Below are 15,051 nucleotides of genomic sequence, written 5' to 3' on the forward strand. Positions count from 1 at the left end.
GTTCCGGAGCTGTCGCTCCGTCGATTTTTGCTCTGGTCGTGCCGCGATCGGGATTGGCTGCTCCCGCCCGTGGCGGGCATGGGCCGTTCGAGCACATGTGCGGACCCGCGAGGCAGGCCACTTGACAAGGAGGATTCTTGGTGAAACGTTTCCACCAAAGATGGAAACGTTTCCACGAGGGAATTGCCATGATTTATGACTCTCTCGATCGCCGTGCTTTCCTCCGGGGCGGGGCGGCAGCCGTTGGCGGGCTGGGGCTGCCATTCCCGGCGCAGGCGGCGGATGAGCGATCCCTGGTCGTGGCTATCCCTTCGAACCCGTCGACCTTCGATCCGATCAACCAGGGCAACCACGATGCCATGGTGGTCAATCAGCTCATCTTCGAGAACCTGATCGAGATCGACGGGGAGGGGCGGCGGCGGCCACTGCTTGCAAAGTCGCTGCCCGCGATCTCTGAAGACCGGACCGAATACATCTTCGAGCTGCGGGACGACGTCGCGTTTCAGAACGGACAGCCCTTCACGGCCGAGGACGTGAAGTACAGCTACGACTATATTCTCGACCCGGCTAACAAGGCGCTGCGGCGCTCGGTCTGGACGAATATCGAATCCGTCGAGATCCTGGCGCGCCACAAGGTGCGCTTCAAGATGAAGGCGCCGTTCCGGCCCTTCCTCGACTACATGACCAAATACATGGGTATCTTTCCGGCCGGGAGCCGCGAGAAATACGGCAACGAGATCTTCCAGCAGAGGCCTGAGGGCCTGGGAACCGGGCCCGGCATCTTCGTCTCCGCGCGGTCCAACGATGTCGTCGAGTTCCGCCGCAACCCGAATTACTGGCGCAAGGATCTCCCGGGCTGGGACCGGTTGCGCGTGCGGATCGTCTCCGAGGAGGCGGCCCGCATCGCGTCGCTGATGTCGAAATCGGTCCACATCATCGGGGCGCCGCCGGTCCGCGACTATCTGCGACTGCGGCAGGCCAAGGCGCAGGGCATCACCGGGGCGAGCCGTCCGGCGCTCGGCAGCATGATGCTGATGATCCACAACACCCGAAAGCCACCGTTCGACGACCCCGATTTCCGCAAGGCGGTTTCGCTGGCGACCGATCGCAAGACCATCGCCGAGAAGATCTTCAACGGTCTGGTCGAGCCCTCGGCAGTGCCCGCTCCCGCCTCGGCCTGGTGGTACAATGCCAAGGCGGCTGAAGACCTGGCCTTCAACCTGGAAAGAGCGAAGGCTCATCTCGCCAAATCCCGTTATGCGTCCGGGGCCGAATTCGAGTTGCTCTATTCGTCGCAGGGTTATCTGCTGGACGTCGCGGACGCGGCCCTCTTCATCCAGGCATCGCTGGCCCGGCTCGGAATCAAGGTCAAACTCCAGCCGCTCGAGACCGGCCAACTCATCGAGCAGGTTTTTGGCGGCAACCASACCTCCGCGCTCATGGCGGTCATCGGTCCCTCCGATCCCACCTTCATCATTCAGGGCATCTATACACCGAACCAGGTGATGACGCGCAGCTCCGGCTACAGCAACGAGCGGCTCAATACGCTTCTGACCGAGAGCTTCCGTGTCGACGACGAAAAGTCTCTGGGACCGATCCTGGCCGATATGCAGGCGATCCTGGCGGCGGACTCGCCGTCGACCTGGATCGGAGCCGTCCACAGCTTCAACCTCTGGCGCAGCAATGTGCAGGGCTTCGAGCCGAATACCGGGATCACGCTGCGCCTGACCGACGCGGCCGTGGCCGATCTCCGCTGAGGCGAGAAACCATGTGGTTTGCCAGTCGCATTCTCAGCAGTCTTGCCGTGCTCGTCGTGGTCAGCGCGCTCCTCTTCGCGCTCACGCGGCTGACCCCGCTCTCGCCGGCGCGGATCGTGCTCGGCACGGACGCCACCGTCGAGCAGATCCATGAGTTCGAGCGCGATCGCGGTCTCGACCGCGCTTTGCCCGCCCAATACGCAGCATGGGTTGCGCAGCTTCCCCGCTCGGGCTTCGGCACCTCCTACATCACCGGCCGTTCGATCGATCTCGAGCTGCGCGAGAGCCTGCCGGTCACAGTCGAACTGGTGGTCGCGACCTTTCTCCTGACGCTGGCCGGCGCGATTCCGCTCGGCCTGGTCGCCGGGCTGACGGAAGACCGCTGGCCGGACCACCTGATCAGGGTACTATCCCTGATGGCGGTGTCGGTCCCGGGATTCTGGCTCGCCCTGATCCTGATCCGTGTCTTTGCCGTCAGGCTGGGCTGGGTGCCGCCGATCGGGATCACGCCGCTCTCGGAAGGCTGGCACGCCCATCTCGCCTCCCTGGTGCTGCCGGCCTTGTCGATCGCGCTCTACTATATCGGTGCGCTTAGCCGCCTGATGCGCGCTTCCGTCATCGAGATCCTGGGTCAGGACTACGTCCGCACCGCGCATGCTCTCGGCTTGAGACGCAGTCTGGTCGCGCGCTACGTGGTGAAGAACGCGCTTCCACCCTTCGTCAGCGTCGCCGGGATGTCGTTCGGCTACATGTTCGGCTGGGCGATCATCATCGAGCTGGTCTTCAACATACCGGGTCTTTCGCGGGCCCTGCTGACCGCCATCACGCAACGCGACTATCCGATGATCCAGGCTACCGTCCTGGTCGTCACGGTGATGTTCATCCTCTCAAATCTCGCTGCTGATCTTGTCCAGCGGCTGATCAATCCGAGGCTGAGACATGCTTGACGCCGCGCGTTCGACAGCACCTGCGCCAATGGCATCGGCCGCCGGCATCCGCGCCGTGCCCCGGCTGTCCGGGCTCACCGGCACGATGTGCCGCCTCGCTCAGACGCGCATCGGCCTGGCCGGGTTGGTCATCGTCGGCTTCGTCGTCCTGGCTGCGCTTCTCGCTCCCTGGCTCCCTCTGCACGATCCCCTCGATCTGATGATGGAGCATCGGCTGGAGCCTCCGGGGCCGTCATTCCTGCTGGGCACCGACGAGGTCGGCCGCGACATCCTCGCCCGGCTCGTCTGGGGTGCGCGCGGATCCCTGATGATCGGCGTGCTGACCGTCGCGATCGGCCTCTCCGGCGGGCTCTTGGTCGGTATCCTCTCCGGCTACTACAGCGGCACGCTCGTCGAGACCGTCCTGCTCGGCCTGATGGATATCTTCGCGGCGATCCCGCTGCTCGTCTGGGCGATCGCGATCGTCGGAATCTTCGGCACCGAGTCGGTGCAGCTGGGGCCGCTCGTGCTCCCCAACGAAGCCAAGATCATTCTCCTCGTCGGCTTGCTGTTCATCCCCGGGCTGGCGCGCGTCGCCCACGGCCTGGCCCTGGCCGAGGCCAGGGCGGATTACGTAGCAGCGCGGCGCCTGCAAGGCGCGGGGTCCTGGTCCATCATGGCCAGCGATATCCTGCCCAACATCCTCTCGCCGATCTTCGTCCAGGCGAGCGTCCTGATCGGCATCGGCATCATCATCGAAGCCTCGCTCAGCTTCATCGGGCTTGGCGTGCAGCCACCGACCCCGAGCTGGGGTGGAATGCTGGCCGATGCGCGCTCGCTCGCCTTCTCCGACGAATGGTGGGTCGCGACCTGGCCGGGCCTGGCGATCTTCCTGACCGTGATCGGCTTCAACCTCGTCGGCGACGCCCTCCGGACGGTGCTCGATCCCCGGCGGCGTGATGGGGGACCGGCACTATGAGCGCGCCCGTGCTGTCCCTGAATGACCTGTCCATCGCTTTTGGTCAGGGCGCCGCGGCCCGGACGGTGGTTCACGGCGTCACCCTCCAGGTGCGGGCCGGCGAAAAACTCGCGATCGTCGGCGAGTCGGGCTCGGGCAAGAGCGTCACCGCGCTGGCGATCATGCACCTGCTTGGGCGCTCGGGCCGGGTCGTGGGGGGCGCGATGAGCCTCGAAGGGCAGGACATCACGGCTATTCCCGAGAGCGCGTGTCGCGACCTGCGTGGCCGCAAGGTGGCCATGATCTTCCAGGATCCGATGACCGCCCTCAATCCCGCCTTCACGATCGGCCGGCAGCTCGTCGACGCCATTCGCAGCCATGACGATCCGGGCCCCGGGGCGGCCCGGTCGGAGGCCGAACAGCTCCTCGGCAAGGTCGGTATCGACGATCCGCACCGCCGGAGCGGCCAATATCCCCATGAGCTCAGCGGCGGCATGCGCCAGCGTGTGCTGATCGCGATGGCGATCGCCTGCCGGCCGCGCCTGCTGATCGCAGACGAGCCGACGACGGCGCTCGACGTCACCGTTCAGGCCCAGGTGGTTGCGCTGCTGCGCGACATCAGCGCGACATTCGGGATCACCCTGCTGTTCATCTCGCATAATCTCGATCTCGTCGCGGAGTTCTGCGACCAGATCGCGGTGATGTATCGCGGCCGGATCGTCGAAACCGGCAGCACGGAGGCGATCTTCACGTCGCCACGTCACCCCTACACGCGTCTCCTGCTGGACTCCGTGCCAAGGCCAGGCCGCCCGCTGCGCGCCGCTGAGCCCGGCCGCCTGACCGGGAACCCCGGCGAAGGCGCCTGCGATTTCCTGCCGCGCTGCCCTCTGGCTGACACGGACTGCAGCTTGCGGCCGAGCCTGCGGGGTGAGGGCGGCCATGTCAGCGCCTGCTGGCGGAGCGTCTGAGATGAGCCAAGCCGAAACAGTCCCGCCGCCGCTCCTTGCCGCCGCAGGCGCAAGCCGGCGCTACCCCCTGGCGCGTTCGGCGCTGGCGCGCCTGCTCGACCGGAGGACGACGTCGGCTCTGCTCGGGGCGAGCTTCGAGGTCCAGGCCGGCGACGTGCTCGGCATCGTCGGCGAAAGCGGCAGCGGCAAGTCGACGCTCGCGCGGCTTCTCGTCGGGCTCGACCGTCCGAGCAGCGGTCAGGTCTCGTTCGAAGGACGCGATCTTGCGAGCTTTGCGGCCGCGGACTGGCAGCGTTTCCGAAACCGCGTGCAGTTCGTCTTCCAGGGCGCACACACGGCCTTGAACCCGCGCAAGACCGTCGCGCGCAGCCTGAGCGAAGCCTTCGGCGGGCCGCTCGCGCCGGGAGCGCTCGATGCCCTGCTGGCGCAGGTCAGCCTCGGGCCGGAGCTGCTCGGTCGGCTGCCGCATCAGCTATCGGGCGGCCAGAAGCAGCGGATCGGGATCGCCCGCGCCCTGGCCAGGAAGCCGGAGGTGCTGATCGCCGACGAGCCGACATCGGCTCTCGACGTCTCCGTGCAGAACGAGATCATTGCGCTGCTTCAGCAGCTGCATCGCGACAAGCACCTGACGCTGGTGATCATCAGCCACGATCTCGGGCTCGTCGGGGCGTTCTGCGACCGCGTGCTGGTGATGCATGCCGGCCGTATCGTCGAAATGGGTCCTGCCGCAGAGATTCTGGCGGCGCCAGCGCATCCCTATACGCAGCGCCTGGTCGCCGCCATCCCGCGCGGGCTCGCCGGGCGCAATCGCCCGGCCGAACCGCCACTGCCCGAAGCGGCCCGCCATGGCGGCTGCCCCTTCGAACCCCGTTGCAGCAACCGGATTCCGATCTGTGCGCAAAGCGAGCCACCCGAGGTTCACCTCGGCGATCGGCTCGTCCGTTGTCACGCAGCGCCCATCTCGGTCCAAAACCTAGCGGAGACCAACCTATGACAGCGCGCTCGTTTCGAGTGGGTGCCGATATCGGCGGCACCTTCACGGATATCACCTTCCTGGAGAACGGTCAGACGGTCCATTCGTTCAAACGACCGTCGACGCCCGACGACTACAGCCGCGGCATCGTCGAGGGCGTGCTTGCGTTGCTGGCTCGCATCGGCGGCAAGCCGACCGAGATCGAGGAGGTCGTGCACGCCACGACCGTGGCAACCAACGCGATCCTGGAGGGCAAGGGCGCCACGACCGCGCTGCTGACGACGCGCGGATTCCGCGACGTCCTCGAGCTTGGCCGGCTGCGCATGCCGGAGCTCTACAATCTGAATTACGAGAAGCCGACGCCGCTGGTGCCGCGCCATCGGCGCTACGAGATTGCCGAGCGCATGGGAGCCCATGGCGACATCGTCCTGCCCCTGGACGAGGACAGCGTCGTCGAGGCGGCGCGCAGCATCGCGGCGAGCGACACACGCGCGGTCGCGGTCAGTTTCCTGCACGCTTATGCCAACCCGCAGCACGAGCGGCGGGCCTGCGAGATTCTCGCCGGGATGCTCGGCCCCGAGGTCTTCGTCAGCTGCTCCAGCGATGTCCTGCCGGAGATCCGCGAATACGAGCGTACGAGCACGGTGGTGGTCAACGCCTATCTCGGGCCCGTCGTGCGCTCCTATCTGCGTGCCCTGTCGACGCGGCTGCGCGACGCCGGCATTCACGCACCGCTGCAGGTCATGCAGTCGAGCGGAGGGGTGATGAGTGCCTTGTCCGCGAGCGAGAAGCCGGCCTGCATCATCGAGTCCGGTCCCGCTGCCGGCGTCATCGCCGCCGCCCGCATCGGCGCGGCGGGAAGTTCGAACGATATCATCACGATCGACATGGGCGGGACGACCGCCAAGGCCGCGATCATCGAGCAGGGCCAGCCCGCGCGCACGACGGAGTACGAGGTCGGGGCCGGGATCAACATATCGAGCAAGCTGATCAAGGGCGGTGGGCACGCGGTGAAGCTGCCCTTCATCGACGTCTCCGAGATCGGCGCCGGCGGCGGCAGCATCATCCGGGTCGATGCCGGCGGCCTGATCCAGGTCGGTCCCGACAGTGCCGGCGCCGTCCCGGGCCCGGCCTGCTACGGCACGGGCGGAACCCGCCCGACGCTGACCGACGCGCTCGTCGTGCTCGGCTACATCAATCCGGAATACATCGCCGGCGGCGCCGTGCGCCTCGATGCGGAGCGCTCGCGGCGTGCGATCAGCGAGCAGGTCTGCGCCCCCACGGGGCTCGACCTCGAGACGGCCGCCCATGGCGTCTACGCCATCGCGGCCTCGACGATGATGCGAGCCGTCAAGGCGGTCTCGACCTATCGCGGCCGCGATCCGCGCGACTTCACCCTCTTCGCCTTCGGCGGCAACGGTCCGGCGGTGGCCGCCGAGATCGCGCGTCTCCTCGACATGAAGCGTGTCGTCGTCCCGTCCCATCCCGGCGTCTTCAGCGCGCTTGGCCTGCTCTACTCGACGACCGAGCACGACCTGATGCAGACCTATTTCTGCGCGCTTGAGGCGATCGATTCCGACAGGCTCGATACGGCCTACCGCAAGCTCGAGACCAGCATGTTCGCCGGCCTCGAGGCCGATGGCTTCACCAGAGCGGACATCGAAATCGACCGCCTTGCCGACCTGCGTTACGCCGGACAGGCCTATGAGCTGACGATCGGGCTGACAGACCGTCCGGGCGACCCCATCGACATCGCCGCCATGGGCGCGGCCTTCCACCGTGAGCACAAGCAGACCTATGGCCATGCATCGACGAGCGATCCGCTCGAGATCGTCAATATCCGCGTGACCGGCCGTCCCCGCAGCGACAGGACCGACGCCTATCGGCCGTCAGCCCCGGACGCGCGAACGGGGGTGGCGGGTTCTCCATCGATGCGGACCTGCTGGTTCGGGCAGGACTGGGGGCACCTGGAGACGCCGATCATCACGCGTCTCGACCTCGCRGCCGGCGACCGGGAAAGCCCGCTGATCGTCGAGGAATACGACGCCACCTGCGTGGTTCCTCCTGGCTGGACGGCGGGTCTCGACGAATTGGGCAATCTCGTACTCACAGCCTCGGAAAGGTGACGTCATGCTCGCCCCTCACAGTGCCCCCCATTCTGCCCCTGAAATCTCGCGCTCCGATCCGGTAACCCTGGAGATCGTCAAGAACGCGCTCGCGTCCATCGCCGACGAGATGGCGCTGGTCATCCTGCGCAGCGCCTATTCGCCGATCGTCCGGGACTCGATGGACTACTCGACGGCGCTCTGCGATCGAAACGGCCTGATCATCGCCCAGGGCCTGACCAATCCGGTGCATCTCGGCTCGTTCCCGAGCGTGATGGTCAACATCCTGAAACGCTTCGGCGGGACGATGCAGCCGGGCGACGGCTACATCACCAACGACCCCTACGGGGCCGGAGGCATGCATTTGCCGGACGTCTATCTGGTCAAGCCGGTGTTCCACGCCGGCCATGTCGAAGGCTTCGTAGCGAGCCTCGTCCACCACACTGATCTCGGCGGCATGGCGCCGGGCAGTATGGCCCTGCATGCCACTGAGATCTTCCAGGAAGGATTGCGGATCCCGCTTATCAAGGTGATGCACGAAGACCGGATGGACGAGAACCTCCTGGCTTTCCTGGAGGTCAATTCCCGCGTTCCGGAACAGGTTCTGGGCGATCTTCGGGCCCAGATCGCCGCCTGCGCCGCCGCCGAACGCGGCTTCGGCAAGGTGCTCGAAAAATACGGCGCGCCGGCCATGCGCGGAATGCTGGCGGAACTGCACGACTACGCGGAAAAGCTCGTCCGCGACGAGATCCGCGCGATGCCTGACGGCGTCTATGAGGCCGAGGATTTCATCGACGGCCTCGGCGAGGGCGGCGGGCCGATCCGCTTCAAGGTCACGATCACGGTTGCAGGCGACGAGCTTGAGATCGACTGGACGGGAACCAGCGGGGAGGTGCCGGGCGCCATCAACGGACCTGTGGCGATCACCTATTCGGTCGCCTATGCCGCCTTGCGCTGCGCCGTCCAGGCGGCGGTTCCAAACTGCGAGGGTTATACGCGGCCGGTTCGGGTCGTGGCTCCGCTCGGCACCATCGTCAACCCGCGTCCGCCGGCGGCCTGCGCAGCCCGCGGCGTCATGGCCTATCGGATGCTCGATGTGCTGTTCAACGCGTTTGCCCAGATCGTGCCGGACCGGATGCCGGCCGCCGGCGAAGGCGGACCATCCGCCGTGTCGCTCAGCGGCATCCACGAGGGGAAGACCTGGCTGATCACCGATGGCATTCTCGGAAGCTGGGGCGGCCGGGCCACGAAGGACGGAGTCGACGGTATCGCCAACCCCGGCGCGAACCTCTCGAACATGCCGATCGAACTGATCGAGGCACGCTATCCCTTGCGGATCGAGAGCTATGGTCTCGTCGCCAATTCAGGCGGTGYCGGCCGCCGCCGTGGCGGCATGGCGATCACGCGCTCGTACCGTATCCTCGGGGATGACGCGCAGCTGACGATCCGTTCCGACCGGCGCGCGCATCTGCCGCCGGGCCTCTTCGGCGGATGTCCGGGCTCTCCATCGCTCAATATCATCGATCGGAACGGCACGACTGAACTGCTCCCGGTGATGCCGATGCGGACGCTCGCTCTCAGCAAGGGCGATCTCTTCACCCATGTCGCCCCGGGTGGGGCAGGCAATGGCGATCCGCTCGAGCGTGACCCGGACCATGTCGCAGCCGATGTCCGCGACGGCCGCTTCACCAGGGAGTTCGCCCGCGACGTCTATGGTGTCGTCACCGGAGCGAACGGTCGCGCAGACCGGGTCGCAACGGACATTCGTCGCGATGGCCTGGCGTCCGATTTGCCGAAACTGGCGGAAGCGCAGCTCCGTCTCTTCATGGAAGGGGATCAAGGCCGGGCGGCGCTGAGCCCGGAATATGAGGGAGAGCTGGCATGACGGCGCAAGTCGCACTCTCGGCAATCGATCCGGGCCACAACCGGACCGATTGCCGCCGGCACGATCTCGCCCGGCTCCTGCGCCCAAGCTGGGCGGAGCTCGATTTCGGTGCATTGAGCCGGAATGTCGCGGCAACGCGCAGTCTGGTCGGACGGGATGTTCGCATCTACTTCGTCTGCAAGGGCGACGGCTTCGGCTTTGGCGCCGCCGCGGTCGCGAAGGCCGCGGAACGGGCCGGCGTCGACGGCTTTTGCGCCGGCAGCCCTGACGAAGTCGTTTCGATCCGCAGCACCGGCACGACGCTTCCCGTCCTGTTGTTCGCGTCGACCACGCCGGGCGATCTGCCGGCCGCCGCCAGGCTCGGCGCCACGGTCACGGTCCAGAGCATGGCCGATATGGACGCGGTGCTGACGGCTGGCGAGCGGATCGAGGTCTTTGTCGAGGTCGATTGCGGGCTCGGCCGCTACGGCCTGCGCCCCGAGCAATGGCCCGGCGTGCTGCAGCGTCTTCGTGCCGCCGATCATGTCAGGGTGCGCGGCCTGTACTCGCATCTCAGCACTCCGGATGATCCGGGCGTCAGCAGGCGCCAGGCAGAGCTCTTCCGGCAGGCGGCAGCCGCTGCTGCGGCAGCCGGCCACGACGATCTCATCCTCATGCTGGCGTCGAGCCGGGTGGTGCTGGCCTATCCCGACATGCTCTTCAATGCGGTCGACCCTGGGCGCCTGATCTATGGCGGCGGGCTTGACGAGCACTGGATGGAGAGCGGCGGCCTCTCGCCTCTGCTCACCGCCGTGAAATCCCGGATCATCCAGGTCCAGGAGCATCCTCCGGGAACGGTGCTGGGGATCGGCTATGGCGCGCCGATCGCCATCGAACGCGGCATGCGGACCGCGGTCGCGCCGATCGGCTTCTGGGATGGGCTGAACCATGTTCCGCCGCTCGGGGAGGTTCTGATCCACGGCCAGCGCTGCCCCGTGCTCGGGCGCCGGACCTTTCAGCATTCGGTCATCGACGTGACGGGGATCTCCAACGTCGCCCCCGGCGATGAGGTCGTGGTCCTGGGGCGGCAGGGCACCGACGAGATCTCGATCCATGATCTCGCGGAGGCGATCGGCATCACGGTCATCGAACTGGTCCCGCGGCTCGCGCGCTCCTTGCCGCACGTGTATGTCGGCCAGGGGCAGGAGAGGGACGGTTGGCGTGGCTAAGATGGGGACGAGGCAGTCGGCGGACGAGCCCAGGCCGATCACGATCAAGGACGTCGCGAGCCGGGCCGGTGTCGGGCTCGGCACCGCTTCACGRGTTCTCAATGGCAACGAGAATGTCGCGCCTCATTTGCGCGAGCAGGTTTTCAAGGCCGTCCAGGACCTGGGCTATCACCCCAATTCCGTGGCGCGCTCGATGCGGCTCGGCAAGAGCTACGCGGTCGGCTGCCTCGTCACGGATATCCGCCAGCCCATAGCCGCTGAAATGATCGCCGCCGCGGAAAATACCCTGCGTCGCGCCGGCTACACGCTGATCGTTGCCAGCACGCATTTCGACGACAGCCGCGAGGCCGAGATCCTGTCGCTGCTGCAGAACCGCGTCGTCGACGGCATGCTCCTGGCGGTCAATCGCGACAATGATCCGGAGACGGCGCGGCGGCTTACCGCCATCACCATTCCCATGGTGCTCTGGGAGCGCAGCCCCGATGGCGGTTTCGATACTGTCCTGACGGAGCATCGTGTCGGCGCTCGCAGGGCAACCGAGCATCTGCTGGCGCTGGGGCACCGCGAGATCGCGCTCGTCGCCGGTCATCTCGACACCTGGGTCGGGCGGGAGCAGCGGGCCGGTTTCGATGCGGCGTTCGCAGACCGGGGGCTGGAACCGCCGGCAGGTCGTATCTTCGAGGTGGGCGCATTCGGAGCCCGCAAGCTTGAGGCCCTATGCCGTGGCGAGCGGCCGATCACGGCGATCATCGCCAATATCGACGAGATCCCCGGTATCCTGCATTTCTGCGCGAAACGCGGCCTCGTGCTGCCGCGCGACATGTCGATCGTGTCGATCGGTGACGCCAGTATCCTGGAAGTCATGACGCCATCGATCACGGCCGTGCGCGGCAACGGCACGAAAGTAGCCCAGCTCGCAGCCACGCTTCTGCTGAAGAAAATGTCCGACAAGCAGCCGGAAACGGCATCGGAGCGCTTATCCGTCGGCATGCAACTCAAGGTCCGGCATTCCACGGCGCCTTTGAACGATGGCGGCGGCGAGCATGTTTAGCGTCCGCAAAATCGTTGCTGATCACTGATCGATCGTCTCGGCTCCACGGTGGTGGAGAGGAAAGTCATGATGTCCCTCCATGTCAGAACACCGACACACCACTCGTCTGCTCTCTCCCGGGCGAGCGGGCGAAGGGTGTGGCTGAAGCTTGAATCCCTTCAGCCCTCGGGGTCCTTCAAGCTCCGCGGAATTGGCCTTGCGTGTCAGGACCATGCCAGGCGCGGCGTGAAACGCTTCGTCAGCTCGTCTGGCGGCAATGCCGGGATCGCCGTCGCCTATGCCGGGCGTGAGCTCGACATCCCCGTCACGGTTGTCGTCCCCGAGACGACATCGCCAAGAGCCTGTCGCCTGATCTCGGACATGAAGGCCGATGTCCTGATCCACGGTGCGTCCTGGCAGGAGGCAAACGAGCGCGCGCTTGCGATGCTGGGTGAGAGCGATGCGTTCATCCACCCCTTCGACGACCCGGTGGTGTGGCGGGGGCACTCGACGATCATCGATGAGGTGGTCGAGGATGGAGTGCAGCCCGACCTCGTCGTTCTCTCCGTCGGCGGCGGCGGATTGCTCAGTGGCGTCATCGAAGGCTTGCAGCGCCACACGCTGAACTGTCCCGTTCTTGCGGTGGAGACGACGGGCGCGTCCTCCTTTGCCCAGTCGGTTGCCCGGGGCGAGCGCATCGTTCTGCCAGCGATCGAGAGCATCGCCACCTCGCTCGGTGCGCACCAGGTCTCGGAGCATGCCTTTGCTCTTCTTGCACAGCATCGCATCGACTGCGCCGTGGTCTCGGATCTTGAGGCGGTGGAGGCGTGCCTGCGGTTCCTGGACGACCATCGCATCCTCGTCGAACCGGCATGCGGGGCGAGCATCGCCACGCTCTACCAGAATGTCGCGGAACTCGCCGATTACCAGAACATCCTGGTCATCGTCTGCGGCGGGGYGACATCGACGGTGGAGCAAATGACTGCATGGCGCCACAGTCTCTCATCAGAAAGTGAAATCTAGGACGAGGCCTGTGTTTCCGCAGCGCGTGTCAAACAACGCTTGAAATTCAACTTGGGGTGATTGTGATGTCGGTCGATATTCGGGGCGAATACATCGAGAGAGCGGCCCTCGTCGTCATGCATTATCAGGTCGACGTGTTCGAGATCCTGTTCGGAGAGAAGCCATCGCCCTTGCTGGATCGGTGCAACGCACTGATCCGGCGCTGGCGCGCCACGGGCCGGCCGGTGCTGTTCCCGAATTTTTCGCTGGGCGCAGACTATGAACATGCCCCGCCGGGAACCAACCGCCAGATCACGCCCTATCTCCCGAGCGGACGATTTCGTACCGGTCTGCCCGTCGCGGGCCTCGCGATCGAGCCGGGTGACCTCGTCTATGCCTGTCCGCGCGCCAGCGTCTTCCACGGCACGTCACTCGACGCGGACCTTCGCACGCGCGGTGTCAGCACGCTTGTCATGGCCGGGATCAGCACCACCGGCGTGGTCCTGTCCAGCGTCGCCTGGGCCTGTGATGCGGATTACGATCTGCGTCTGGTCCAGGACTGCTGCTTTGATCCGGATCAGGAGGCCCATGACGCCCTGTTCCGCTCCAGTTTCGGCGGACGTGTCCTGGTCCTGTGAGGCGAATGCGGCTGGACCTGCCGCCCCGTACGCGAGCCGTTCGAACGATTCGGAGGGAGGGACTGGCGCGCAGGACCGTGGGTTGCGTCGTCATGCCGACAATCCCAACAGGCGCGCCCTGGGCCCGGATTTCGCCGGGGACGGGACCGCGAGCGGACACCGCAGACGCCGGCCTGGTGGTGGGCGTTGCCTCCCGTGGGAGGAATGTGTCAGCGGGGCGGCTTGTCGGACTCCGAGGATGCCGATGGCGCTAGCTGCGGACTGGCCGCCTCGGCGGTCGTGCCGGGGTCCGGAACGGCCTCGGCCATCGCGATGGCGTCGCTCTCGATCGAGGCGGCGAGGCGGCGGTAATCGTCGAAGTTGAACATCGCGCAACGTCCGTCCTGGGACCACTGGGTGATCACCTCCCAGACGAGATCGTACTCCTCGCAGACGCTGCGAAACCGTAGATCCCGCATTCGTGCGAAGCGATTGCGGAACGCAGGAATCTTAAGCATGAGACGGGCAAGCCCGCGTTCTTGAGCCGACATGGTACGCCCCTCGTGAACCCACCAGAAGACATAGGCAAGGAACGCATAGGCAAGGGCGGAAGGCGGCAGCGATATCGAGTGTCGCAATTTCTGCTGGGAATACTGACACGAAGCGACATCCGCTTCAAATATACTTTCAAGTGACGTCGACCATTTGTGTATGGGATGCGGGATCGTAGTTAAGGCAGGTTTGCCGGATTCGCAGAGAGTCGCCACCGGGTTTCCAATGCTGCGTTCAAAGCAACGATTTGGACCGGCTGCGTTGCTGTCAGCTCTTGGTGCGCGCTGGCGCGGTGCGAGACGGAACGGGGCGGGTTTAGTCCAGCCTGATCAAGAAAGATCCCGCGCGACGTCCAGAAAGGCCTTGATCGCCTTGTTGTCCCGGCGTTCGCTCAAGCAGATCAGGGATTCCTCCATCAGGATCGGCGGCCCGTCGAGGGCGATGCGCACCAGGCCGCGATCGCCGCGCAGCTCGGCCTCCGAGACGAAACCGATGCCGCCACTCGCCGCCACGATGTCGAGCGCAGCCTCGCGCCCTTCGACCTCGATGGCGTAGGTCAGCCTGACGCCGGTCTCGGACGCGCGCTGTTCGAGCAGCCGGCGCGTCCGCGAGCCGCTTTCCCGGATCACGAGCGCCATGCCGGCAAGCTCCGCCAGCGCCAGCGACCGGCGCGAGGCAAGCGGATGATCGGCTGCGACGACGGCGATGATCCGCGCCGCATTCAGCGCAATGAYCTCGAAATCACGGTGCGGGGCCATATCGCCGAGGACGCCGATATCGGCCTCGTAGCTTCGCAGCTGCGCCACGATGGTCTCGGTGTTGCCGGCGCTCACCGTGATCCGCACGCCCGGATAGATCTCGCGGAACGCTGTCAGCACATGCAGGACATGATGGACGGAATCGGCCGCGAGCCGCAGGGTCCCGAGCCGCAGGGCGCGCGACTCTAAGAGCAGCCCGCGCGCCTGGTCCTCGGCATCGAACAGGCGGTGCGTGATCGCGAGCAGCCTTTCGCCCATCGCGGTCAGGGCGATCTGCCTGTGCTGCCGGCTGAACAGCAGCACGTCATACTC

Annotated in this window: 13 protein-coding genes; 11 read left to right on the plus strand and 2 right to left on the minus strand. The window is 66.0% G+C overall.

The window, feature by feature from the left end:
• Window positions 1–188 precede the first annotated feature (188 nt).
• The 11 genes from AC1D34_RS10805 to AC1D34_RS10855 all read left to right on the plus strand — a co-directional run bounded on the left by AC1D34_RS10805 (window position 189) and on the right by AC1D34_RS10855 (window position 13,450).
• On the plus strand, window positions 189–1,757 hold the full coding sequence (locus AC1D34_RS10805; protein WP_476824231.1) for an ABC transporter substrate-binding protein: 1,569 nt from the start codon (window positions 189–191) through the stop codon (window positions 1,755–1,757).
• Window positions 1,758–1,768: 11 nt separating this feature from the next.
• Entirely contained in the window at window positions 1,769–2,704 is a 936-nt protein-coding gene (locus AC1D34_RS10810) for an ABC transporter permease (protein WP_441507376.1), read from the plus strand.
• Complete coding sequence (locus tag AC1D34_RS10815) at window positions 2,697–3,662, plus strand: ABC transporter permease (protein ID WP_441507377.1); 966 nt, start codon at window positions 2,697–2,699, stop codon at window positions 3,660–3,662. Before AC1D34_RS10810 ends, AC1D34_RS10815 begins: the two co-directional genes overlap by 8 nt.
• An 8-nt stretch (window positions 3,663–3,670) precedes the next feature.
• On the plus strand, window positions 3,671–4,609 hold the full coding sequence (locus tag AC1D34_RS10820) for an ABC transporter ATP-binding protein (protein WP_476770520.1): 939 nt from the start codon (window positions 3,671–3,673) through the stop codon (window positions 4,607–4,609).
• A gap of 1 nt (window position 4,610) precedes the next feature.
• The gene (locus tag AC1D34_RS10825) at window positions 4,611–5,603 is read left to right on the plus strand and encodes an ABC transporter ATP-binding protein (RefSeq protein ID WP_441507379.1); all 993 of its coding nucleotides are present in this window, start codon (window positions 4,611–4,613) and stop codon (window positions 5,601–5,603) included.
• Window positions 5,600–7,708, plus strand: coding sequence for a hydantoinase/oxoprolinase family protein (locus AC1D34_RS10830; RefSeq protein ID WP_441491333.1), 2,109 nt, complete (start codon window positions 5,600–5,602; stop codon window positions 7,706–7,708). The genes AC1D34_RS10825 and AC1D34_RS10830 overlap by 4 nt, the downstream gene beginning before the upstream one ends.
• A gap of 4 nt (window positions 7,709–7,712) precedes the next feature.
• Window positions 7,713–9,572 carry a hydantoinase B/oxoprolinase family protein gene (locus AC1D34_RS10835; RefSeq protein WP_476824232.1) on the plus strand — a complete coding sequence of 620 codons (1,860 nt, stop codon included), beginning with the start codon at window positions 7,713–7,715 and terminating at the stop codon, window positions 9,570–9,572.
• A complete protein-coding gene (gene alr / locus AC1D34_RS10840) occupies window positions 9,569–10,780 on the plus strand; it encodes an alanine racemase (protein ID WP_441491335.1) in 1,212 nt (403 codons plus the stop codon). Before AC1D34_RS10835 ends, alr begins: the two co-directional genes overlap by 4 nt.
• A 1-nt stretch (window position 10,781) precedes the next feature.
• The gene (locus AC1D34_RS10845) at window positions 10,782–11,831 is read left to right on the plus strand and encodes a LacI family DNA-binding transcriptional regulator (RefSeq protein WP_441507403.1); all 1,050 of its coding nucleotides are present in this window, start codon (window positions 10,782–10,784) and stop codon (window positions 11,829–11,831) included.
• A 69-nt stretch (window positions 11,832–11,900) separates the two neighbouring features.
• Window positions 11,901–12,833 carry a pyridoxal-phosphate dependent enzyme gene (locus AC1D34_RS10850; protein WP_476824236.1) on the plus strand — a complete coding sequence of 311 codons (933 nt, stop codon included), beginning with the start codon at window positions 11,901–11,903 and terminating at the stop codon, window positions 12,831–12,833.
• Window positions 12,834–12,898: 65 nt separating this feature from the next.
• Entirely contained in the window at window positions 12,899–13,450 is a 552-nt protein-coding gene (locus AC1D34_RS10855; RefSeq protein WP_476824233.1) for a cysteine hydrolase family protein, read from the plus strand.
• 209 nt (window positions 13,451–13,659) lie between these two features.
• Here AC1D34_RS10855 and AC1D34_RS10860 read toward each other — a convergent pair whose 3' ends face one another.
• Both AC1D34_RS10860 and AC1D34_RS10865 read right to left on the minus strand, forming a co-directional pair.
• Window positions 13,660–14,196 (minus strand): hypothetical protein, encoded by a 537-nt coding sequence (locus AC1D34_RS10860; RefSeq protein WP_476824234.1) that lies wholly within the window; start codon window positions 14,194–14,196, stop codon window positions 13,660–13,662.
• A gap of 114 nt (window positions 14,197–14,310) precedes the next feature.
• On the minus strand, window positions 14,311–15,051 hold a 741-nt coding region (locus tag AC1D34_RS10865), incomplete at its 5' end, for a LysR substrate-binding domain-containing protein (protein WP_476824235.1).

The sequence above is a fragment of the Allobosea sp. P1_A7 genome (assembly GCF_056406775.1).